Below are 21898 nucleotides of genomic sequence, written 5' to 3'. Positions count from 1 at the left end.
CGCCCCGCGCCTCCAGTCCGTCATCAGATCACCATCTCGAATCCGGAAGACAATCCCATGACCCTCACCGACCCGGTCCACGCCACGGGCAAGTCCATCCCGCTGATCAGCTCGGTCAGTGCCATCAACTGGAACCGCATCCAGGACGACAAGGACGTCGAGGTCTGGAACCGGCTGGTCAACAACTTCTGGCTGCCCGAGAAGGTGCCGCTGTCGAACGACGTGCAGTCGTGGAACACGCTGACGCCGGCAGAGCAGCAGCTCACCATGCGGGTCTTCACCGGCCTGACGCTGCTCGACACCATCCAGGGCACCGTCGGCGCGATCAGCCTGATCCCCGACGCGATCACCCCCCACGAAGAAGCCGTCTACACGAACATCGCGTTCATGGAATCGGTCCACGCGAAGAGCTACTCGTCGATCTTCTCTACGCTGGCCTCGACGCCCGAGATCGACGACGCCTTCCGCTGGTCCACCGAGAACGTGAACCTGCAGAAGAAGGCCCAGATCGTCCTCGACTACTACACCGGCGACGACCCCCTGAAGCGCAAGGTCGCCTCGACGCTGCTCGAGTCGTTCCTGTTCTACTCCGGCTTCTACCTGCCGATGTACTGGTCCTCGCGCGCCAAGCTCACCAACACGGCTGACCTGATCCGCCTGATCATCCGTGACGAAGCCGTCCACGGGTACTACATCGGGTACAAGTTCCAGAAGGGCCTCGAAGGCGCTTCCGAAGAGCGCAAGCAGGAGATCAAGGACTACACGTTCAACCTGCTGTTCGAGCTCTACGAGAACGAGGTGCAGTACACGCAGGACCTCTACGACCAGGTCGGGCTGACCGAGGACGTCAAGAAGTTCCTGCACTACAACGCCAACAAGGCGCTGATGAACCTGGGCTACGAGCCGATGTTCCCCAAGGAGACGACGGACGTGAACCCGGCGATCCTGTCGGCCCTGTCGCCGAACGCGGACGAGAACCACGACTTCTTCTCGGGGTCCGGGTCGTCGTACGTCATCGGCAAGGCGGAGAAGACCGAGGACGAGGACTGGGACTTCTGACCCTGGTCTGACTCGTGGGGACGCCCTGCTGGCTTCGGCTGGCGGGGCGTTCTTGTGTCCGTATGTCGCCCCCCGGATTCACTTGGTCGACGCAACACCTTCCTCCGAGGTGTTGCCCTTGTACTTGTCTCTGTCGTCTCCGCAAGCTGTTCGCTTCCTCGCCCTGATCCGGGAGGGGCGCGGTCTCAAACCTTCCGCCCGAATCGCTGGCATCGGCAAGGAGACCGGGTACCGGTTCCTGCGCGAGCGGTATCTGCAGCTGCGCCGTTCCGGTTCTGACCCTGCAGCAGCGGTGACCGTCGTCGGTGTGACGAGCAGTCGCGTGGCCTCGTGGGAAGCGCGTCTGAACCTCGACGGCAGGCATCATCTGCGCGTCGAGCTGAGCGTCGAGGACCGGTTCTGGTCGGCGTTTCACGCGGGTGCATCTGTCGAAGATGCCGCGGTGGAATCCGGGTTGGGCCGCGCGACCGGCTACCGGCTCGTCCGACGCCGATTCGACGAGCTCCGGGAGGGAAGCTCCGTCGCGTCTGTCGCCGTCACGCTTCGGCTGAGCGGGAAGCGCGCTGACTTGCTCGAACGAGAACGGCAGAGCAGACTCCGCCGCGACCAGAGCGACGCCGCGGCGGCGCTGCGGAAAGCGTTGGCAGCGTCGGCGCGCGTTGCTGACCTCACCCTGACGACGACGCGGCGGGGGCGGAAGGTCCGTGACGTCGAGGATGAGTACTGGCAGCTGATGCGGCAGGGCATGAGCAACACCGACGCCTGCAAACTGCTCGGCATGACCCGACGTTCCGGCACCTGGATCCGACAACGAGCCGGCTACCGCATCCCATCGCTCACACCGACCGCACCGGCAGTCGTCGGACGCTACCTCGAGCTGCGGGAACGGCTCCAGATCGCCGACCTCCACCGCCTGGGACTCTCGATGCGCCAGATCAGCGTCCGTCTGGGCCGGCACCCGTCAACGATCAGTCGCGAGCTCCGTCGGCACCGGACGGGAAGCGGGGACTACTTGCCGCATGTTGCTGACGACGACGCCAGGCGCCAACGCGCTCGTCCGAAACCGCACCGCCTCGTCGCCGATGCCGCGCTTCGGCGGCTGGTGCAGCGGAAGCTGAACCGGTTCTGGTCACCGGAGGAGATCAGCGGCTGGCTGCGAAAGACCTACCCCACGGACCCGGCCATGCGCATCTGCCACGAGACCATCTACCGAGCCCTGCTCCTCCGGGACGATGCCGGCCTGCACAAGCGCTACACGGGCAAACTCCGCACCGGACGTCGAGTCCGACGCACCAGGTGGAACAACCCCATCGGTCGAGGATCCCGCATCCGGAACATGGCCAGCATCACCCAGCGCCCCGCCGAAGCAGCCGACAAGCAGACCGCCGGGCACTGGGAAGGCGACCTCATCGTCGGTGTCGGCTCCGTGTCCGCGATGGCCACTCTCCGTGAACGCACCACCCACTACGGCATCGTCCTGAACCTCCCGAACGACCACACCGCGCGCAGCGTCAACGCGGCGATCACGGAAGCGTTCGCCTCGATCCCCAAGCACCTGAAACGGTCGCTCACCTGGGATCAGGGCGTCGAGATGGCCGCCCACGAACAACTCACCGCCACGACCGGCGTCCCTGTGTTCTTCGCCGACCGTTCCAGCCCCTGGCAGCGCGGCGCGAACGAGAACTTCAACGGGCTCCTCCGGCAGTACTTCCCCAAGGGCACGAACCTCGCCATCCACAGCCCCAGCCACGTCACCACCGTGATGAACGATCTCAACAACCGCCCGCGAAAGCGCCTCGACTACGACACTCCAACCGAACGATTCAACGCCGAGAAGCGCCGCAAACCCGCCCTCCAGCTACCCTGAAGCCAGCCCCAAATCGACCATCTGTTGCGTCGACCATCAGAATCCGCCGCCCCGTCAACGAAATGGAGCGCGGACGGGCTATGTGAGACATGGCTTGTCGGCACCCTGGAGTGTGCAGCAGTTCGTCCGGTGGGCGACCGGCTTACGGGACGCCCCGCGCTCGCTAGCATCGGGTCATGGCACAAGTAGTCGTCTTCGGCCTTCGTGCGTCTCTCGATGCACATCGTGCTGCCCTCTCCGATGCGATCCATGGCGCGATCACGAAGGCGCTCGACTACCCGCCAGAGAAGCGGTTCCAGCGGTTCATCGGTCTCGACTCCTCCGATTTCGTCTACCCGGAGGACCGGGGCCCGAACTACACGATCATCGAGATCTCGATGTTTGAGGGTAGGAGCGACGGGGCGAAGCGAAGGCTCATCAGTGAGCTCTTTGCCCGAATTGAATCCGCTGCCGGCTTCTCGCCGCACAGTATCGAAATCACGATCACCGAGACGCCGAAGGTGGCCTGGGGCATCCGAGGCCGGAACGCCGCCGACCTCGCGCTCGACTACACCGTCGAGGTCTGAGGGCGACGGACGCCGACCTGCTCGCCCGCGGGAGCCCGCGCTGGAGGGTATTGGCTTTGACTTCGGGCGCGCAGGTCGGTGAACGTCGCACCTGCACTGCGTTGTGCAGTTCTAATCTGTCGACATGGTGCGATCCCGTCAGAAAGCGGTGCTGAGTTGGCTACGCCGAGCGACGCTTCCCGCGGTGGTCGTTCTCGCTGGCGCGGTCTTCGCGGTCGGGATGTTCAGCCTCGGCAAGATCCGTTACAGCTACGTGAGTTGGGGATCGGTGGCTGTCGCCTCACAGGTCGCGATCCCACTGGGAGTTGCGGTTGCCGCGGCCGTCGCGCGGGCCGGAGTAGGCGTGAGGAACCGCGCGGAAGAGGAGCTGGTGGCGCATCCAGTGCGCCGTGCATCACTCGTCGTGGGAGTTCTCGCGTTTGTCACTGCCGTCATCGGCGGTCTGCTGCTAACTATTGGTGGTTGGCAACTTGTGTTGCCGGCGGCAGCCGTCTGCGGTTGTCTGGCCGCGGGAAGCGCAGGGGTTGTTCTGCGACGGCCGAGAGCAGTCGCTCGCGACGACGAGTGAGATCGCTGCGGGGCAGCGCTCGTCCGGTATCCGATCGGCTATCGGCACAAGGGTCAGCGCTAGTTTCGTGGTGTGAGTTTCAGTGCTGCACAAGCGTCGTCGTTCTTTCGTGAGATCGGCAGCAACGGCCCGGTGTGGACGGTCGAAGACGACAGCGGTGTGCCGGCACCGAAGGCAGCCGATGGTCGCCGGGCGATGCTGTTCTGGTCTCGACGGTCGCGAGCGGAGCACGTCATCGCACAGGTTCCGGCGTACAGGGGGTTTCGACCCCTGGAGATCTCGCGCGCTGACTTCGAGAGCAGATGGCTTCCTGGAATCGAGCGCGACGGACTGATCGCAGGTCTGAACTGGTCGGGACCTCGTGCGACGGGCTACGACTTGACGCCAGAAGAGCTCCGAGCCCGAATGACCGCCTAGCGATCGGCTATCGGACGATGCGTAGCTACCCGGGGTGCACAATCTCGTCGAGAAGGTTGTCGGCGTCGTTCGCGGACGCCTGGCCGAGCGAGAGCATCTCCCGTACCTGACGCAGCCGCCCCTCCACCGCCGTGTCTCCGGATGATTGAGCGGCGAGGATCAGATCCGACAGTGCGGCGTGCGCGTCGTCGCGGTCCTTCGTCTCACCGCCCACGGAATAGCCACGCAGGGCCTGGCTGGCGCGAGTTACTACTGCTGAGTTGAGGGTCATGCGGCGCAGCCTAGGTCATCGGCCCGACGCGACAGAGGCCCGGTCACCAACGGTGACCGGGCCTCTACGCGAAAGGATGCTCGGGTCAGCCCTTCACGTTCTTGGGGTCGTTGCCCGGCGCGATCGTGTCCTTCGCGCGCACCTGGCCCTCCCGGTTGTGGATGGAGAGTTCACCGCCACCCTGATTGTTGATGATCGTCCGCGCGCGGTCGATCGCCTCAGCCTGGGTGTCGGTGTGTGCGGAGGCTCGGCTTCCGCCGCCTCGCACGTCCCAGCCGCCGTTCGGGTTGGGCACCACGTTCCTGTTGCTACTCATGTCACCTCCCTCGTCACGAACAAGGTAACCCCGACCGCCGACACCTAAATATGACACGCCGTATGGCTGTGTTACAGATGTGTGACGACGGGAGGCTAGTCGTCGGGCCGGCTGGTAGCTCGGATGCCGGAGAAGGAGCGAGGCGGCTCAACGCCCGTCGTGCGCCGGGCCTCCGTACGTACGCGGTCACGGGTGCCGTCGAGCCCGTACACAGTGCCGCACTCCGAGCACGATGTGCCGCCGGCGGGATCGTCGTCGATTGGTTCGAACCAGATCACGGCTTGGTCGAAGCCGCAGCCCTCGCACGCTCGCCCGAACACCATGCCGCTGTCGTAGTCGGTCATGTCGCCCCTCTCGTTGTGGGGACGGTACCGATGGGCGCCGACAACCAGGTACCTGCTCGAGCATCCGGTGCGAACCCGCGGTGAGCGGCCACCTCCAGGCGCGACCGACAACCGAGCCGTGCGCTCCACTGGATTGGCGATGAGGCTGTCACAAACGATCGTTTGTGGCACATCCGATTCGGAGCTGCTCGAATGGCCTGATTGGCGGCGCGTCGTGTGGCGGATACCAGTGCCACTATCTCTGCATCAATACCAACCCGGTGTGACGAGTTCCGTTACGTTTCTGCGCATGGGTGAGCGTCTCGGGTACGCGCGGGTGTCGACGACGGATCAGGATGCGGCGTTGCAGCTCGACGCGTTGCACGCGGCCGGCTGCTACCGGGTCTGGACCGACACCATGTCCGGGTCGCTCGAGCACCGTCCGGAGCTCGCGAACCTGCTTGATCAGCTCCGTCCGGGTGACACGCTCGTGGTGTGGCGGCTTGACCGGCGTGACCGGCTTGGCCGGTCGATCCGGAACCTCATTGACCAGCTGCAGGCGTTGGGGGAGCGGGGTGTGGGGTTCCGGTCGTTGCAGGAGTCGATCGACACGACCTCTCCGGGTGGCCGGTTGGTGTTCCAGGTGTTCGCGGCGTTGGCGGAGTTCGAACGGGACCTCATCAAGGAACGCACCCACGCCGGCCTCGCGGCGGCGCGCGCTCGTGGGCGGACGGGTGGTCGGCCGCCGCGGCTATCGGCGGACCAGGCCCGGACGGCCCGGCGCTTGTATGACCAGCGGGACATGACGGTTGCGCAGATTGGTGACGTCCTCGGGGTGAGTCGGACAACGGTGTATCGGGCTCTCCGGCGCGATAGCGACCCGGTCGCGGGACGCCGCAGCAAGACCGTGCCGACGCACCTCGAACGTTGACGTTGATCACCTACGAAGACGCGCAGCGTCTGACTGGCAGTGAGCTCGAAGCGCAGCAGCGTGCCGTGGTGACCGCGCTGCGCCAGCTCAGCCGGAGTGTGCCGACGTACTGGGATGACCGGACCGACCTTGAGCGTGCGCGCCGGATCCTTGCCCGGGTGGATCGGGACCGACGCGCTGGCTGCTAGCCGGAGTGTTGCAGTGACAGCAGTCAGACACGGTTCTCGTCGGCTGCCCGCCAGTCGCCTCTCCAGCGGCGTGGGTGCAGAAAGAGGGCTCCCCTCCGGCGATGTCGCCGTGCTCCTTCCGATGTTGGTCGGAAATCGGCTACGGAGCTGTGCGGCGTGTGCTGGCAGCGGTGTTCGGAGCGCGGAATCACTGCGTCCTCGAACAGGGGGCACGAACCTGAACGCCTTTACATTGTCTGGCTGCGGTCGGTGCCCTAGGTTGTGGAACAGATAGGGGGTCGCAATGTTGCAGAACAGCGGTCGGATTGTTGCTGTCGCGTTGAGCATTGTGGCGCTCATCGCCACTGCGGGGTGTTCAACGCAAGGAGTTCATGCCAAGATAGCGGCGGCTACTTCGCATTGGCCGGTGGACCCGATCGTGCAGTTGCGCGACAAGTCGCACGATTTCTACACCGATGCGACACCAGTGCTGCATCGACGCGGAACCGGCACGAAGACTTTTACGCTCAAATCCGTCCCGGCTGGCACAACGCAGATCACGTACTACGTGTCGTGCAGTCCGTCGAGTCATTATCAGGTGACGATGGGCAAGAATTTCGACGGGCCGTGCGCGAACGTGGTGCAGAACAGTGGTGGAATTCCCTTGGCTTCCACGGGTGAAGTGAAGGTCAAGATCAAGCTTCCGGCGAAGACATCGTTCTACATCGTCGGTATTCCCGATAGTAATTAACTGACACCCTTGGGGGGACAATTGAAGAAAATCATCGCGACGTCGGTGCTCGCTGCTGCGCTCATCGGCTTCGGAGGGACCGCGGCACACGCTGACACGGCTCCGACCACGGACCCGGCAGACTCCGGCGACACGTCGGTGTCCACGGACGCCACCGATGGCGGGATCGTGTCCGACAACGGAACTGTCGTGACCGTCGGTGACGTGCCGATCAGCAACCATCCCGGGACGATCGACTCACCCAACGGTCTGTGTGAAGGGGGAGTCGTGAGCCGCAAGGCGACTGAGACCCTGACGAACTTCACGATCGCGACCGGCCGGGACAGCACCGTCAGCGGTGACAGCGGCGTCACTTTGACGATCAGTCGGTCCACGACGTTCGGCGTGACCGGGACGATCTCATCCACCACGAGCGTGTCGGCATCTGATGTGATCACGACGGTCAAGGAGGACGTCGGTGTTTCCGTGGCGGCGACCAAGTCCGGGACGAGCAGCACCAGCGGTGCGTGGAAGGTGCCGTCCGCGTGGAAACGCGGTCAGCTGCAGATCGGTGCGATCAAGCACAAGGGCTCGGTCCAGAAGTACGTCGAGAACAAGGCCTGCAAGAAGGTCGCGTCGGGTACTGCCGCGACCTACAACATCCCCGAGACCGGGTGGTATTTCCACCACGTCAAGCTCGGCTAACCCGTCACGCCAGACAGAAGCACCCACCCCGCTCCACGGGTTGGGTGCTTTGCGTGATTACGGCAATTGTTTGCTGTGGCGAAGAGCCACTGGCCACCGGACGCCGAAGTGAGCTCAGTCATTGAGGTTCCGATTGGGCTGTCGCAACATTGGCAGTCCGGCCGTTACTCGCTCAACGATAAAGCAGCGAAACGGGACGCCCTCGGGTTGCTCGGAGGAGCTTTTCGAAGCGTGGGCCGCAGGTGGCGTGGCAGGGTAAGGTTTGATGTACCAGATGCGTTTTTCGCGTCAGTTTCGGAAATGCTATATCGGGGATTCACTGTCAGTGATATCGGAGCGTGCGGATGCATAGCTCTGAATGTGAATCAATTCGCCGATGACGACTGCGAGCCGCACGGCCATGCCTACCGCGAGGACGGCGTATCCGATGATTACGAACGCCTTCGTCCATGCTGTCCAGATCGTCGATCGGCGATCGTTGGCCGGGTGGCCGGGTGGCCGGGTGGCCGGGTGGCCGGGTGGCCGGGTGGCCGGGTGGCCGGGTGGCCGGGTGGCCGGGGTGGCGCTGTACGTGCTCGGAACCACCCATCATGATTGGCGACGGGAGAGAGTGACGGGGGAGTGGTGTGACCGAAGTGTCGGGTGGTGGGCCGGGAGCAAGACGACGGGTGAGTGGGGTGTCCGTTGGTCTCGCGATCGCGGCGCTGGTGGCCTTGTTGGTGGCGTTTGTGCCGTACTTCCTCGGCGGTCTCCTGGCCGGCTACGGGCAGGACGGCGGCGACGGTGGTGACGGCGGCGGTCCCGGTGGGTTCGCTGGCTACGGAGTCGTCGCGATCGTGCTCGGTGTCGGGATCCCCGGGTGGGCGCTCGTTTGGGGCATCGTCGACGTCCGGCGCACTCGTGGGACACCGGGTGCAGCGCTCCTGGTCGGAGCTGTGGCGCTGGGTATCGCTCTCTGCACGATCGTCCCCGGGTCGGTGACGATCATCCGGACCTCGGTGCGGCTGCAGGCGGCGTACGAGCGGGAGAACCCGCGGTCAGAGGTGCTGGCGACGGCGAGAGCCGAGGCCCGAGCATCGGAGACCGCGGCCTCGCCGGCGGGTCGGGCTGCGGAACGCAACGCTCCCGCACGCCGGGCCGCGACGAAGCAGCGACTCGACGCGGTGAGCCAAGCCGTACTGGATGCGCTGGCGATCACACCGGACGACATCGTCCCCGCCGGGCGGCCATTGCCGACGGGTTCGGCTGCGGCGCGGTCTGTCCGCGTCACCCCGTCCACGGGGCACTGCGATGCGGGATACGGTCCGAAGGCGGGCGTGTTCTACCGGTGGGACCTGTTCCTCGATGATTCCGTCGACCCGGTCCGCGCCGCCGCGGCGGTCCGGGCAGCGGTCGAGGCGACCGTGCCGGGTGCTGATCTGCAGCAGCAGAAGGTCGATGCCAGCTCGAGCCGGCTGGAGTTCACGGACGACGTGTCCGGGTCTCCGGACTTGCACGGAATCTTCACGTGGGGGGACGGTATCGGCTCGACCAGCCGGATCGTTGCCCTTGACACGGCCTGTCACTGAGCGTGTTGCAGTGCGGCACCCGGACCGCGGTCAGCGCAGGTTCGGCGGTCCCTGGTGCTTCGCGATGATGACGAGCCCGTAGATGCGTGACCACACGTACGCGATGATCGCCACGCCCAGTCCCACGAGGCCGATGGCCCCGAGCGCGGCACTGTTCAGGTGAGCGGCGCCGTTGATGGCGAACGCTGCGCCGCCGACGACCGCTGCGATGAACGCGACCATCTGGATGCGGAGCTTGAACTGCACCCGTTTCTTGTGTTCCCCGACCGCGATGATGTCCGACACTGTGTCCCCCTTGGTGGCAGACCATCCGCCCCAGGGCGATGCTAACCCGCGGAGCAGCTCAGCACTGACCCATCTGACGCCGACACGGAGGCGCAAGGCTGCAACTGAACCCGGCCGAACGTGCAGGATCGAACAACACGACATCCCTGGACACCGAGAATGAGTCCGCCGTCGCTCTCGTCCGCCATCGGTGTTGGTACACCCGAGCGCAGTCTCGGTCGCTCTGACCGGCGAATGCCGCATCTGCGTCGCGTGGAGTTCGTACCCATAGCGGGCCGTCGTTCTACTCGTCCTTCAGGCGGTGGAGTGTCCCGTCGCGGTGCGCGGTGCGCGGTGCGCGGTGCGCGGCGCGTCTATGGGGCGCGCCGTACCGGTGATCATTGTCGCGGAAGTCCTGCAATGTAGGCGGTCAGGACGGAGACGGGGTCGAGCGGTGCAACCGCAGCCGTCCGGTAGAGCAACATCGCGTCGATGAGGCTGACGAGATCGACCGCCGCGCGGTCAGGGTCGTCCACTCGGAGCGCGTTTAGGAGTGATCGGGCTGTTTCGTTCAGCCGGCCGCGCACCGGGTCGGCCCCGGTGAGCGGCGCGCGGAGTTCCTCGTCCTCTCGGAGGTCGAGCAGGAGTGCAAGGCGAGCCGCTTGCGCTTCTGCTCGTGCTGCGAGTTGTTCGAGGAACGCGGCCGCGATGTGCACGACAGCAGCGTCGTCGAGGTCATCGGGGATCTGCAGGGCTCCGAGTTCGGCGGAGAGTTGCGCTGTGACGCGGGCGACCACGAGCGCTGTCAGCTCGCGGCGCGTGCGGGCGTAGTACGACGTCGACCCCGCGGCCAGTTCGGCCTCGGCGTCGACTGCGCGATGCGTGAGCGCGCGGACACCTCCGCGCGCTGTGAGCCTGATTCCCGCATCTGCGAGCAGTTCCCGCCGATCCATACCTGTCCCTTCGGCCTCTACTATCGTAGTGTTCTCTACGGACGTAGAGGACGGGTGGGCTCATGCGAGTAGGAGTTGTCGGCGGCGGGATCTCCGGTGCCGCGATCAGCCAGGCGGTGGAAGCGCGAGGATGTTCGGTCACGCAGCTATCCCGGTCGACGGGTTTCGACGTGTTGCGCGACGACGCAACCGCTGCGCTTGCCGGTGCGGACGTGATCATCGAGGCGACTGGACAGTTCACGACGAGCAGGAGAGCGGCCACGCAGTTCTTCACGGGGTCGACCCGCGCGATCGGCAGGGTAGCCGGTGCGACCGGCGCGCACCACGTGCTGCTCTCCATCGTCAACTGCATGCGTCCCGAGGTGCAGGGGTACGGCTACTTCGCCGGCAAGACCGCCCAGGAAGCAGTCGCGCGTTCCGTCAGCCCGCACCTCACGATCGTGCGCTCCACGCAGTGGTTCGAGTTCGCCCGGCAGAACCTCGAGCGGATGCGCTTCGGACCCGTCGCGCTGGTCCCGGGGATGACGATCGCTCCGGTTGCACTCGATGCCGTGGCAGCGGTGATCGCCGACGTCGTGGTCGGCGAACGCTCCGCGCGAGAGGTCGAGGTCGCAGGCCCCGACACCACGACGCTGTGGACGATGACGAAGGCGCTGCCCGGCCCCGGGGTGATCCCGGTGCTCCTGCCGATCCCGGGCCGGATAGGACGAGCGTTCCGCGAGGGCGCGCTCCTACCCAGTCCTGGCACCGAGGTCGTCGGCCCACGCTTCCGAGACTGGAGCACCGGTCACTGATTCTCGACGACGGCAAGGGAAGGGGGCGGGTGCTTTGGGTATAGCCCTTGTGAATTGCTACGCGGAGGAGGGTCTTGCGACGCACTGTTATCGAGCGCATCATGCGAGTAGAGGTCGTCATGCTGATCGATCGGTCGTGAACTTGTTGGCGCTCGGCGAGCAATATCTGGTGTGAGCACCGACAGCGACATCATCCGGCAGGCAGTGGACGTGCCCGCCGTGTTTGCGCAGCTGTACGACCGGCACGCTCGGCCGATTCACCGCTACGCCGCACGCCGGGCCGGCCCGGACGTCGCGGACGACCTGTTGTCCGAGACCTTCACCGTGGCGTTCGAGCGCCGTGGGGACTACGACTTCGGCCGGCCGGACGCCCTCCCGTGGCTGTACGGCATCGTCTCGACACTGCTGAAACGGCACCGCCGAGTCGAGGCGAGAGCGTGGCTCAGCGTGCGACCGGACCCGACGGCGCTGGTCACCGAGCACCACCACGAAGCACTCGAGGCGGTGCTCGAGGTGCGGCAGCTTGGGACAGCTCTGCGTCGGATGCCGGCTAGGGACCGTGATGCGCTGCTGCTCTACGCCTGGGGTGACCTCGACTACGAGGGCGTCGCTCAGGCATTGGACGTTCCCGTCGGGACCGTCCGCTCACGACTGAACCGGGCGCGCAGAATGCTGCGTGCTGCTGCTGGCCGGACCCCGGCCGAGGAGGTGGACCATGGACGAGCTGACACGACTCCGATCCGTCCGTAACGACGTCGAACCGGCGTCGCCCGAGACCCTGGCCCGTGGCCGCGACATCCTGCTCACGCACATCGCTGCTGCGGGGGAGCGGCCCGGCGCGACGTCACCGCGGAGCACCACGACCCGCCGCATCGGCTGGTTCGGTACCGGCTCGCTCGTCGCGGCAGGGGTCGCTGCGGCGCTCGTGGCCGGCAACGTCCTCGGGGTCGCCGGACTCCACGGCGGCGCGGACCCGGCCGCCGCCGCGGTCCTCAACGCCGCCGCCCTCGAGACGGTCAAAACCTCGGACCCGGCGGTCGGGACTGGGCAGTACCTCGAGGTCGCGACACACGCCGCGTACGCGTACGTCAGCAACGCCGACGACGGAAGCCGCCGCGTGTACCTCTCATCGCAGAACGGGCAGATGTACGTCCCGTCTGACACCGACGACGAGTGGGTGTGGGTGCGCGATGCGCAGCGTCCGATCAAGATGTTCGGCCCGGAGTCCGCACGTGCCGCAGCCGAGGCGAACCCGGCACCTGCCGAGTACCTCCGGGCTGCTGGCGGGGCGTTCTACGACAGCCCGGCGGTCGTCTCGCCCACGATGCTCAGCGACCTGCCGCGCGACCCGCAGGCGCTGCTCGACCGCATCCGCGCCGTGACGAAGGGACAGGGGAACTCCCCGGACTCCGAGGCGCTCGTCTGGATCGCCGACACTCTGCGAAGCGGCATCGTCCCCGCGGACCTCCGGGCGGCGATGTTCCGCGCCGCGGCATTGATCCCGGACATCGAGATCACAGATCGCGCGGCGAACCTCGACGGGCGAACCGGCATAGCGATCGGGCACACGTTCCGCGAGGGCGATGTCCAGGAGATCGTTATCGACCCCGACACGGGGCGTCTTATCGGTGAGCGCGAGGTCGTTACCGGGAAGGGCGCCGAGGAGTGGAACGTCCCGGACGGTACCGCGATCGGTTGGACCGCCGTCACGACAACGGTCGTCGACGCCGCCCCGGCGGGACTGGGCAAGTGAGGGCCGCGGAGGTTGGCACGGACACCGTCCCAATGGACGTGGTGGACTTGCCGACTACACGCTGGGTCGACGTGAGCTGGGCTCTCACCCCGACGGAACCGACGGGCTGAACCGCACCGGTCATCTAACGCCTCGCTTCGTGGCAGGCCACCGTCGGACCCGATACCCCGATCGCCTGGAGCCACAGCACCGACAGGCGCTGTGGCTCCGGCGGACCGGCTGATTTCACCACTCGACGCAAGGCTCCCCGCTTACTCCTCCACACCTCGCTTACACCCCCGCCAAGATATTCCGAGAAGAACCATTATCGGAACTAAGCGGCAGGCAGTATGGTGCAGACGCCGTTCGGTTGAGCATGCTCGCCGGCGGCGCACGGGCGTTCTCCTGGCAGTGTGGGACGCCCGGCCGGGGTGGTGTTTCAGGGACAGCGCCCCGGCACCTACCCCTCTCGGCAGAGAATCGGCTGGCGGACGCCGACATGGCGGAGGCCGCCGTGCTGATCGGAGCGTGGGACCTTCGTCGAGCAAGTAGTGAGTCCTACTGTCGAATCTATGACTGACCACCCCATAGTCTCCTACGTCGTACCCCCTGCGGATATCGACGAGCTCGTAGCGTTCTGGGAGATTGCGGGCGAGAACGACGCTCGGCCGACCGACTCCATGCAGGCAGTCCGGGCGCTGCTCCGGCGTGACCCGGAAGCGGTCCTCGTCATTCGTGCAGATGACCGGATCGTCGGCACGGTCATTGCCGGCTGGGATGGGTGGCGTGCCCACCTGTGTCGCTTGGCCGTGCATCCGGAACAGCGTCGGCAGGGCGTTGCTCGGGCCCTTCTCGATGCTGCCGAAGCGCGTCTGAGCGCGCTCGGCGCCGGACGGTTCGACGCGATGGTGCTCGAAGGCAACGCCCTCGGCCAGTCGGCTTGGTCCGCTCGCGGTTACGCGCCGCAGCAACAGTGGCGGCGCTGGGTGCGTGCCGCCCGCTGAACCATCGGCTATCGAGACCGTCGCGGCGAGCGGGGCACGGCGGCCTATCGGCCGTCCCGGGGCCCGAAGGCAGCGATGACGTCGATATCGGTGGCTTGTTGTCGAACGCTGTCCTCCAGCCATGCTGAGACGCCCGGCATCGTTGAAGCCGCGGTGACGTCGCGGATCAGATCGTCCGGGTCGATGCGGGACCTGCTGAGGGTGACCGATCCGTTGTCCAGGACCGCCCAGTGTGCGCCGGCGCGCCCGTAGGGGAGCCCTACGCTCCCTGGATTGACGACCAGGCGTCCGTCAACAAGCCGCGCGAAGGGCATGTGTGTGTGCCCGCACACGACGGTTTCCACCTCCATGGGTAAGTCTCGGTAGACCTCGGCCCACCGGTCGAGGCGGCTGTCCACGAGGACGACTTCTTCGTCGTTCCGCGGAGTTGCGTGCGAGAAGAACACCGGGCCGAACCCGGCTACGTCGACAGTGGCGCGTTCGGGCATCGCGTCCAGGAGGGATTGGTGTGCAGGAGTGAGTTGCGCTGCGCCCCACACGGACACCGGGTCGTCGTTGAGACCGACGTCGATGCCGCGCGACATGGAGAGCAGTTCTCGGTCTGCGTTCCCTCGAATCAGGAGGGCACGGTCTCCCAGCTCGGTGAGGCGGTCCAGGACGTCCGCTGGTTGCGGCCCCCAGGTGTGATCGCCAGTCACGACGATCAGCTCTGCGCTCCGCACGACCGGCTCGTCGAGCACCCGGTCGAGCGCGGGCAGCATTCCGTGGATATCCGAAAGGACAGCGACACGCGACACCATGCACGCAACCCTGCCACTCACGCCCGCTGACCGATCGGCTACTGAGACAGCTCTAGGATCATGGGATGCAGCTCGAACGGCCGGCCGAACGGTTCTTCCGATCGTTCCAGCAGTCGATGCTCGAGTGGGAGGGGGCGCACCAGGACGGTGCCGGCATTCGTGACGCAGCCCCGTTGGCGATGGAAGCCGGATTCGCCGAGTGGGTGATGCAGCTGCTGGCCGAGGAATTCGTCTCAGCGGGCGAGGGGTTCGTTACCTGCAGCTACTACTGGATGGTCGAGGGCGACGAATACCTCGGAAGCATCGCGCTTCGCCACGAGCTCAACGACTTCCTCCGCTGTTACGGCGGCCACATCGGCTACAGCGTTCGGCCCAGTGCCCGACGCCGAGGAATCGCCAGTCAAGCGCTCCAGGGTGCCCTCCGAATTGCTCACCACCGTGGCCTGTCGGAAGTGCTGCTCACCTGCGACCCCCAGAACCTAGGGTCCCGCCTCGTCATCGAGGGCAACGGTGGCCGGTTGGAATGCGAGGCGATCGACGGCGCCGGACAGGTGTTCCAACGTTTCTGGATCTCGACCGAGGCGGGGCGAGCAGAGCCGCATCGCTAACCGATCGTCCATCGAGACGGGCACGTAGTCTTGGAAACCAGCGTGCGGGTCAGAGGAATATCGAACGATGCGAGTCTTACGGATCGGAGGAGCGGTTTCCCTCGGCATCTCGCCGAGTCAAGAAGCAGCGTGGCCCGACCTTGCGGCTGCCGCGATCGAAGCGGTGCGCGAAGGCCTGTACCCGGTCCCGGTCGTCTGGTTCAAAACAGACACGGGCTCCTTTGGAAGCATCCCCGTGCATACTCATGTCGCGATTGGCTTCGTGGACGATGACGAACCCGCCGGGTTCCTTGGCGCGGTGACCCAGATGGGTCCGGGGCGGAACCCGCAGGATCAGTAGTCACAGTAGGCGGTCGCGTACCGGACGGGGTTCCTGATGTGAACTTGCTTGCTCGGAAAGGCGCACTCTGTCAGCGTTAACTCATGGGCGACGTCGTGAGCACGCTGCGTCGGGTGCCCGGTTTCCGCTCGTACTGGTATGCCGAAACGGTCTCCTCCTTCGGATCGGCGGTGAGTGCGGTCGCCGTTCCGGTTCTCGTGGTCACGGTGCTGCGTGCCAGTCCTCTCGAGGTGGGACTGGTGAATGCCGCCCAGTTCCTTCCGTACGCACTGTTCGGTTTGATCGTCGGCGCCTACGTCGACCGCGTCCGACGGAAGCCACTGCTCATCTGGGCGAGTGTCGGCCGCGGCGTGTGCCTCGGCACGATCCCGGTCCTTTGGCTGACCGGAGTCCTGAACCTCTGGGCCACGGCTGCGGCGCTCTTTGTGTTCGGCATCCTCTCCGTTGTGGGCTTCGCCGCCACCCAGTCGCTCCTGCCGCGGATAGTGCCCAGGAACCTCCTCCTGGCTGCCAACGCTCGGGTGGACCAGAGCGACGCGGCCGCACAGACCGCGGGTCCGGCGCTCGGCGGTGTCCTGGTCAGTCTCGTGACCGCACCGATGGCGATCGCGATCGACGCCGTGAGCTACTTCGTCGACGCGCTGCTCATCGCGCGGGTGCCCGCCGACGAGCAGGTGCCCGCCCGCCGAGTCGGTTCGCGGCTCCGGGGTGAGATCGCCGACGGCCTGCGGTGGACGTACGGGCACCGGACGCTCGCACCGCTGGCTGTGTCCACACACCTCTGGTTCCTCGCCAACGCCGCCGCCCTGACGGTGTTCGCGACCCTCGCGCTCCGCACGCTCGCACTCCCGGCGGCCGTCTACGGAGCAATCATCGCCGTGAGCGGCGTCGCAATGCTCCTCGGCGCGACTGCTGCTCCGCGTCTCGGCGTCCGCTTCGGTGCTGGCCGCACGATCATCGCCGCACGAGCCGCTTATCCCGTCGCGTGGGCAGCCATCACGCTTGCAACCCTCGGTGTCGGCGTTGCAGCACCCCCGGCGACTGTCGTGGTCCTGTTCGTCGCTTTCGCCGTCCACGGCGCTGCCGCGGGGTGCGAGAACGCGAACGAGATGAGCCTTCGCCAGAGCGTCACACCGGACGCCCTCCTCGGGCGGATGAACGGCACGATGCGCAGCGCGAACCGAACGCTCGCGGCTGCGGGAGCAGTTGGAGGCGGCGCTCTCATGACCGTCACCGGTGACGGCTTTGCCTTGCTCGCGGTGACACTGGTCTTCGCCGGCGCCATGCTGGTTGCTACGTGCTCTCCACTCCGGACAAACGCCGTCCGGTAGCCGATCGGCTAGTGCGACGGGGTTGTCAGCGTAAGGCATTGATGAGGGCCTGTCCCCCTACGCCGATGAGGGTGAGGGCAGCGAGACCGAGGAGGCCGGCTTGGACGCGTGGCGACGTGCCGACACTCGGGATACGGCGGACACCTTCGCTGAGCAGGGTCAGCCACACCAGGAGCAGGACGATGTGCACGCCGGCGAAGAGGAAAAACACGGCCGATCCGGTGACGGTGGTCGCGCCGAGCCCGGGCACGACCAGCACATAGAGGCTGAGCGCCTTGATGTTCGTGATGAGTGCGAAAAACGACCATAGGAAGTACCGGTCTGAGCGGCGTGCCACCGGTAGGGGCTGACGGAGCGACCGAAGCGCCTTGACCAGTGCGCTGACTCCAAGCGCGACCAGGACCACACCTCCGACGACGCCGAAAATCGTCCGGGCGACGTCGTGCTGGGCAAAGAACCGTCCGAGGCCGCTCACGGCCGCGATCGACGCGACGACGGCGATTCCAAGAGCGGTCCCGGCCCACACCCTGACGGCGGCCAACCGATCACCGGTGCTCGCCGCGTCGACGGTGATGGCGAAGCTCGCCCCGGGGCTGACGACGAATGGGATCACTGTCAGTACCAGGAGCGCAACAGTCACAACGCCAACGGGCTGAGGTAGTGGAACACGGTGCTGATCGTGGTGCCGGTGATGGTGTGCACCGCGAGTCCTGGCATCGCGTCACCATCGGCGATCGGACCGGCTTTGCTACCGAGTCGCATCGTGCTGACGATGCCTGGCGCGCCGAGCAGAGGAACGCCCGCGTAGGTCGTCGCCAGGGCAGTGTGCACGTGCCCGGTGAAGATGCCGATCACGTTGTCATGTTCACGGACGAGTTCGGTGAGGGCTGCACAGTTGCTCAACCCGAACTGGTCCATGACGTGATGCCCCACGGGTACCGGTGGGTGGTGCATTGCGAGCACGACCGGGCGGTCGGTGGTCGTGATCTGCTCGCGGGCGTAGTCGAGAGCCGCCGGAGCGAGTTCGCCGGTGTCGTCGTGGTTGATGTGCGAATCAAGGCCGATGAGTCGCAGCCCCGTGACGTCGATCGTGGTGTTGGTGGCAGCGTCCCCGTGCCATTCGCGGAGTGCCGCGAGGTAGGGGTTCGTGAGGTCGTGGTTGCCGGGCACCACGACCGTCGGTACGTCTCGCGGCAGAGCAGCGAAGAACTGTTCGTACTCAGCAGCTTCGCCGTGGTCGCTCAGATCCCCGCTGAGGAGTAGTCCGTCGAGGGCCGGGAGATCAGCCACCTGGCCGAGAACGACTTCCAGCCGGTGTAGACGCTCGGTACTTCCGTCGAGGTGTGGGTCGCTGAGGTGTGCAATGACGGTCAAGATTCCCCCTTGTGTGAACGCACGTCAGCCTGGCAGAAGTGCGGTCCTCGGCCTGCTCACACCGCGCCCGTTTTTCCACTTCGGGGGCGATCAGCTCCGGCAAAGAATCGTCTGGCGGACTCTGACGTGGCGGAGGGTGCTGTGCTGGTCGGAGCGTGGGGCCTTCGTCGAGTGAGCGCTGAGTTCTACTGTCGAATCTATGACTGACCACCCTGCGGTCCCGTACGTCGTAGTTACTGCGACCCTTGCGGATATCGATGAGCTCGTAGCGTTCTGGGAGATCGCGGGCGAGAACGACGCGCGACCGACCGACTCCATGCAGGCAGTGCAGGCGCTGCTCCGACGTGACCCGGAAGCGGTCCTCGTCATTCGCGCAGATGACCGGATCGTCGGCACGGTCATTGCCGGCTGGGATGGGTGGCGTGCCCACCTGTATCGCTTGGCCATACATCCGGAACACCGTCGGCAGGGCGTTGCTCGGGCCCTCCTCGATGCTGCCGAAGCGCGTCTGAGCGCGCTCGGCGCCGGACGGTTCGACGCGATGGTGCTCGAAGACAACACCCTCGGCCAGTCGGCTTGGTCCGCTCGCGGTTACGCGCCGCAGCCACAGTGGCGGCGCTGGGTGCGTGCCGCCCGCTGAACCATCGACTAATGGGGGTGGGTGGGGTGCTCATCTCGGCATATCCACTTCGTCGATGGGGCTGGCGAGCGTGGTTGCTCGAGCGGGCCTGGTTCGTGCGTGTCTGCGGGAACTTGGACCGGGGAGGGGGTGGACTGTGCAAATGCCGCCCCATATTCCGAAGCTCCCGGCCACTGCCTCGGTGCACGGTCACCGTCTGCAGCTCGATCTGGTGCCGTCGGACACGGCCAGGAAAACGTGGACGGTCACTGAGATGCTCGGGTCCCACCGGGTGGGGCAGCCACCGCTGCAGTATGAGCGTGGGGAGTTCAGCACTGTCACGTCGACGGGAACGATCACTGACGCGGACTGGGGTGTGGTGCTCACGCGTGCGTTCGGTCGCAGCTGGTCACCGCCGAGGTAGCCGGCGCGAGTAGGACCCGGCCGTGCGTGAGCCCGTTGAGGGGGTTACGGTCGGTGCATGTCGGCGTCGACGAGCGAGCTCTTAGCGGTGGGTATCGATGTTGGTGCGCAGAAGCCGGCGGTCGCTCGGGCGCTGGCGTGTATTGAGTCGCGGTATCGGGGTCGGTTGACGGCGCCGGAGATTGCGGCGGCGAGCGGGTATAGCAAGCGTGGTTTGCAGGGGGCATTTGAGCGAGATCTAGGGATGTCGCCGTCGTTGGTGGTTCGGCTACTGCGGATGCATCGTGCTCGGCAGATGCTGCTCGCGAACCCATATCAGTCGGTGATGACGGTCGCGGCCGAGGTCGGGGTCCCGCACTTCGGCCGGTTCTCCGGCTACTACCGGGCCCAGTACGGCGAGACACCGTCCGAGACTGCCCGCGGCGCCCGGGATCAGCTTCCTCGCTGAACCCGCCCCGCGCGAACGAAGCTTGGTGCGTTACGCGATCCTGCGGGGGAGTGCCGGTGCGCTGCCGCTGGTGTTGGTCGTGGCCGGGGTGAAGAAGTCGGCGTAGACGATCCCGGCCTGCCCGTGCAGGATCCGCCGGTGCACGATCCGTGCGAGCTCGTCGGGGTGATGCATGCCCCGACGGTGCCACTCTGCGGGGTCCCGCCGCAGCTGCTCGAGCTCTGCCCTCGTCTCCATGCGATCCCCTGTCCGTCGGCTCTGCGCCCCTGGCGAGCCTGGTCAGCATGCCGCCGAATCGTTTCATCCGCGAACTGTTTGTACGGCGGCTGCGCCTGCCGGACATTCCGGTGTACCCGGATCCGCGTCACGACTGGGCTCCACTGTCGTTCCCCCTGTTGTGGGGCTCTCCTCGACGTGCCGGCCGTGTTTGAGTCGGTCTCACGGACGCGGGCAGGGAAACACTGCGGCCGGATCCGACACCGCGACATCGTCGCGCAGGGGGATGTCTGGCTGTCTTCGGGTGGCAGCCAGACACCCCGGTTCGGAGGGGTAGCCACTTCGGAGCAGCGGTCCTCCGTAGTGCCGACTTGTCAGAACATGCGTGTGCGCGGATCGTTGATCATGCGCGCCCCCTGTTCGGGTCAGGATGTGGCGCGTTGCGGGATGTCGGTGGCGTTTGGTGCGTGGCCGGCATCCCGAATCCCTGTTACGGACACCGTCTGCCGGGGAACTGGACAGGGGCTTCTGTCAGCGGCGGCGCGGTTCTATGCTTGCCGGAGCGCTCCGCGGCGGTGATGCTGCGTGACACTCGTTTCCCGTTCGAGAGACTTGCCTTTCCTGCCTTGAGGCTGGTGGGGGAGTGCGCTATCCCGGGGGTGGCGGGATGACCCGAACGTTCCGTTGCCCCCGGGAACTAACACCGTCCCGCGGACCGCACCGGGCGGGGTTACTTCAGCAGCGCTGCGACGACCAGCACGGTCGTACCGGCGGCGAGGGCTCCGAGCAGCGCCCACTGCCACCAGCGCATGCGCAGGCTCCCGGGCGGCCGGCGGACTGGTGCGGGCTTCCGGCGGCGCGGTGCGGGCTTCGTCATCGACTGCACGGTACGAGGGGCTGGTTGGGGCAGACTGTGGACAGCAGCTGGGTGGTACCCGCTGTTAGCGGGGTGGGCTGCTACTGATCCGGTGTCCCGCCCCGCGCCATAACCAACACGGGGGCGCCGGCGTATGAGCGACGAAGACGAGACGCCCGTACACGTGGGTGCGTTCCGGATCGTGTTGCCGGCGCGGCACCGGTCGAGCGGGCTTCTGCAGCATCGGGTCGAGCAGCTCGTCCGCGACGCCATCGCCGACGGCACCCTCCGGAACGGGGATCAGCTGCCGCCGTACCGGGTTGCGGCAGCAACCTCTGGGCTGAGCATCAACACAATCTTGAACGCCTACCGGGCACTCATCCGCGACGACCTTCTACGTGCCGTTCCCGGCCGCGGGTACTTCATCGGCGGACCCGTCCGGTACCGGGACTTCTTCGCCGGGTGCGTGGGTGACTGTTCGCGCGTGGACGAGTAATCATCACCGCGAAAGTGAAGTCTGGGCGTCGGATATTGCGTGGGGTCTCCACGCATAAGCAACGCCCCGTCGCGAGCGACGGGGCGTTGGCCGTTCCGGTCTGCCATGCACAGCCGGAGTACGTGGGGTGTTACTTGATCTGTGCGGTGATG

The 21898-nt window shown here is 66.2% G+C and carries 27 protein-coding genes; 17 read left to right on the top strand and 10 right to left on the bottom strand.

The window, feature by feature from the left end; genetic code table 11:
- The first annotated feature begins 57 nt into the window (after positions 1 to 57).
- The 4 genes from nrdF to EDF47_RS18400 all read left to right on the top strand — a co-directional run bounded on the left by nrdF (position 58) and on the right by EDF47_RS18400 (position 4477).
- Positions 58 to 1059, top strand: coding sequence for a class 1b ribonucleoside-diphosphate reductase subunit beta (gene nrdF / locus EDF47_RS18415; protein WP_111086559.1), 1002 nt, complete (start codon positions 58 to 60; stop codon positions 1057 to 1059).
- Between the two features lie 82 nt (positions 1060 to 1141).
- Positions 1142 to 2926, top strand: a complete 1785-nt coding sequence (locus EDF47_RS18410; protein WP_243834090.1) for an IS30 family transposase — start codon at positions 1142 to 1144, stop codon at positions 2924 to 2926.
- 176 nt (positions 2927 to 3102) lie between these two features.
- Positions 3103 to 3492: a tautomerase family protein gene (locus EDF47_RS18405; RefSeq protein ID WP_133939064.1), complete on the top strand. Its 390-nt coding sequence runs from the start codon at positions 3103 to 3105 to the stop codon at positions 3490 to 3492.
- 640 nt (positions 3493 to 4132) lie between these two features.
- The gene (locus EDF47_RS18400) at positions 4133 to 4477 is read left to right on the top strand and encodes a DUF2750 domain-containing protein (protein ID WP_133939062.1); all 345 of its coding nucleotides are present in this window, start codon (positions 4133 to 4135) and stop codon (positions 4475 to 4477) included.
- A gap of 25 nt (positions 4478 to 4502) precedes the next feature.
- On the opposite strand, the gene EDF47_RS18395 is transcribed toward EDF47_RS18400, so the two are convergent.
- The 3 genes from EDF47_RS18395 to EDF47_RS18385 form a co-directional block, all read right to left on the bottom strand.
- Positions 4503 to 4748 carry a hypothetical protein gene (locus EDF47_RS18395; protein WP_133939060.1) on the bottom strand — a complete coding sequence of 82 codons (246 nt, stop codon included), beginning with the start codon at positions 4746 to 4748 and terminating at the stop codon, positions 4503 to 4505.
- A gap of 85 nt (positions 4749 to 4833) precedes the next feature.
- On the bottom strand, positions 4834 to 5046 hold the full coding sequence (locus EDF47_RS18390) for a DUF2188 domain-containing protein (protein WP_243834089.1): 213 nt from the start codon (positions 5044 to 5046) through the stop codon (positions 4834 to 4836).
- A gap of 113 nt (positions 5047 to 5159) precedes the next feature.
- The gene (locus EDF47_RS18385) at positions 5160 to 5408 is read right to left on the bottom strand and encodes a hypothetical protein (protein WP_133939059.1); all 249 of its coding nucleotides are present in this window, start codon (positions 5406 to 5408) and stop codon (positions 5160 to 5162) included.
- Positions 5409 to 5697: 289 nt separating this feature from the next.
- Here EDF47_RS18385 and EDF47_RS18380 point away from each other — a divergent pair, with 289 nt between their 5' ends.
- The 4 genes from EDF47_RS18380 (at position 5698) to EDF47_RS18365 (ending at position 9488) form a co-directional block, all read left to right on the top strand.
- Positions 5698 to 6318 (top strand): recombinase family protein, encoded by a 621-nt coding sequence (locus EDF47_RS18380; RefSeq protein WP_133939098.1) that lies wholly within the window; start codon positions 5698 to 5700, stop codon positions 6316 to 6318.
- A 471-nt stretch (positions 6319 to 6789) separates the two neighbouring features.
- Positions 6790 to 7236 carry a hypothetical protein gene (locus EDF47_RS18375; protein ID WP_133939058.1) on the top strand — a complete coding sequence of 149 codons (447 nt, stop codon included), beginning with the start codon at positions 6790 to 6792 and terminating at the stop codon, positions 7234 to 7236.
- A 21-nt stretch (positions 7237 to 7257) separates the two neighbouring features.
- The gene (locus EDF47_RS18370; RefSeq protein ID WP_133939057.1) at positions 7258 to 7920 is read left to right on the top strand and encodes a hypothetical protein; all 663 of its coding nucleotides are present in this window, start codon (positions 7258 to 7260) and stop codon (positions 7918 to 7920) included.
- Positions 7921 to 8597: 677 nt separating this feature from the next.
- On the top strand, positions 8598 to 9488 hold the full coding sequence (locus EDF47_RS18365) for a hypothetical protein (RefSeq protein ID WP_133939056.1): 891 nt from the start codon (positions 8598 to 8600) through the stop codon (positions 9486 to 9488).
- 30 nt (positions 9489 to 9518) lie between these two features.
- Here the strand turns inward: EDF47_RS18365 and EDF47_RS18360 are convergent, their stop codons facing one another.
- Positions 9519 to 9773, bottom strand: a complete 255-nt coding sequence (locus EDF47_RS18360) for a hypothetical protein (protein ID WP_131845521.1) — start codon at positions 9771 to 9773, stop codon at positions 9519 to 9521.
- 377 nt (positions 9774 to 10150) lie between these two features.
- Complete coding sequence (locus tag EDF47_RS18355) at positions 10151 to 10705, bottom strand: TetR family transcriptional regulator (protein WP_133939054.1); 555 nt, start codon at positions 10703 to 10705, stop codon at positions 10151 to 10153.
- 170 nt (positions 10706 to 10875) lie between these two features.
- On the opposite strand from EDF47_RS18355, the gene EDF47_RS18350 reads away from it, so the two are divergent.
- From EDF47_RS18350 to EDF47_RS18335, 4 genes are all read left to right on the top strand, one after another.
- Positions 10876 to 11499: an SDR family oxidoreductase gene (locus EDF47_RS18350; protein ID WP_208321008.1), complete on the top strand. Its 624-nt coding sequence runs from the start codon at positions 10876 to 10878 to the stop codon at positions 11497 to 11499.
- Between the two features lie 171 nt (positions 11500 to 11670).
- Complete coding sequence (locus EDF47_RS18345; protein ID WP_243834088.1) at positions 11671 to 12249, top strand: sigma-70 family RNA polymerase sigma factor; 579 nt, start codon at positions 11671 to 11673, stop codon at positions 12247 to 12249.
- On the top strand, positions 12215 to 13252 hold the full coding sequence (locus tag EDF47_RS18340; protein WP_133939050.1) for a CU044_5270 family protein: 1038 nt from the start codon (positions 12215 to 12217) through the stop codon (positions 13250 to 13252). The genes EDF47_RS18345 and EDF47_RS18340 overlap by 35 nt, the downstream gene beginning before the upstream one ends.
- Positions 13253 to 13803: 551 nt before the next feature.
- Entirely contained in the window at positions 13804 to 14235 is a 432-nt protein-coding gene (locus EDF47_RS18335) for a GNAT family N-acetyltransferase (protein WP_133939048.1), read from the top strand.
- A 44-nt stretch (positions 14236 to 14279) separates the two neighbouring features.
- Here EDF47_RS18335 and EDF47_RS18330 read toward each other — a convergent pair whose 3' ends face one another.
- A complete protein-coding gene (locus EDF47_RS18330) occupies positions 14280 to 15035 on the bottom strand; it encodes a metallophosphoesterase family protein (protein ID WP_133939046.1) in 756 nt (251 codons plus the stop codon).
- Positions 15036 to 15100: 65 nt separating this feature from the next.
- On the opposite strand from EDF47_RS18330, the gene EDF47_RS18325 reads away from it, so the two are divergent.
- Positions 15101 to 15643, top strand: a complete 543-nt coding sequence (locus tag EDF47_RS18325) for a GNAT family N-acetyltransferase (RefSeq protein WP_133939044.1) — start codon at positions 15101 to 15103, stop codon at positions 15641 to 15643.
- 423 nt (positions 15644 to 16066) lie between these two features.
- Positions 16067 to 17314: an MFS transporter gene (locus tag EDF47_RS18320; RefSeq protein ID WP_133939042.1), complete on the top strand. Its 1248-nt coding sequence runs from the start codon at positions 16067 to 16069 to the stop codon at positions 17312 to 17314.
- Between the two features lie 25 nt (positions 17315 to 17339).
- On the opposite strand, the gene EDF47_RS18315 is transcribed toward EDF47_RS18320, so the two are convergent.
- Together EDF47_RS18315 and EDF47_RS18310 are read right to left on the bottom strand one after the other, a co-directional pair.
- The gene (locus tag EDF47_RS18315) at positions 17340 to 17954 is read right to left on the bottom strand and encodes a LysE family transporter (RefSeq protein WP_133939040.1); all 615 of its coding nucleotides are present in this window, start codon (positions 17952 to 17954) and stop codon (positions 17340 to 17342) included.
- On the bottom strand, positions 17951 to 18688 hold the full coding sequence (locus tag EDF47_RS18310; protein WP_166673267.1) for a metallophosphoesterase: 738 nt from the start codon (positions 18686 to 18688) through the stop codon (positions 17951 to 17953). The genes EDF47_RS18315 and EDF47_RS18310 overlap by 4 nt, the downstream gene beginning before the upstream one ends.
- Positions 18689 to 18887: 199 nt before the next feature.
- On the opposite strand from EDF47_RS18310, the gene EDF47_RS18305 reads away from it, so the two are divergent.
- Entirely contained in the window at positions 18888 to 19328 is a 441-nt protein-coding gene (locus EDF47_RS18305; protein ID WP_133939036.1) for a GNAT family N-acetyltransferase, read from the top strand.
- A gap of 460 nt (positions 19329 to 19788) precedes the next feature.
- Positions 19789 to 20178, top strand: coding sequence for a helix-turn-helix domain-containing protein (locus EDF47_RS18300; protein ID WP_133939034.1), 390 nt, complete (start codon positions 19789 to 19791; stop codon positions 20176 to 20178).
- A 30-nt stretch (positions 20179 to 20208) separates the two neighbouring features.
- Here the strand turns inward: EDF47_RS18300 and EDF47_RS19990 are convergent, their stop codons facing one another.
- Both EDF47_RS19990 and EDF47_RS19985 read right to left on the bottom strand, forming a co-directional pair.
- A complete protein-coding gene (locus EDF47_RS19990) occupies positions 20209 to 20352 on the bottom strand; it encodes a hypothetical protein (RefSeq protein ID WP_166673266.1) in 144 nt (47 codons plus the stop codon).
- Positions 20353 to 21124: 772 nt separating this feature from the next.
- On the bottom strand, positions 21125 to 21271 hold the full coding sequence (locus EDF47_RS19985; protein ID WP_166673265.1) for a hypothetical protein: 147 nt from the start codon (positions 21269 to 21271) through the stop codon (positions 21125 to 21127).
- Between the two features lie 133 nt (positions 21272 to 21404).
- On the opposite strand from EDF47_RS19985, the gene EDF47_RS18295 reads away from it, so the two are divergent.
- Positions 21405 to 21746, top strand: a complete 342-nt coding sequence (locus EDF47_RS18295; protein WP_133939032.1) for a winged helix-turn-helix domain-containing protein — start codon at positions 21405 to 21407, stop codon at positions 21744 to 21746.
- Positions 21747 to 21898 lie beyond the last annotated feature (152 nt).

The sequence above is a fragment of the Curtobacterium sp. PhB190 genome (assembly GCF_004365385.1).
Lineage (GTDB): Bacteria > Actinomycetota > Actinomycetes > Actinomycetales > Microbacteriaceae > Curtobacterium.
Note: the sequence above shows the minus strand (reverse complement) of the source record. Positions and strands in the feature narration are given on the sequence as shown.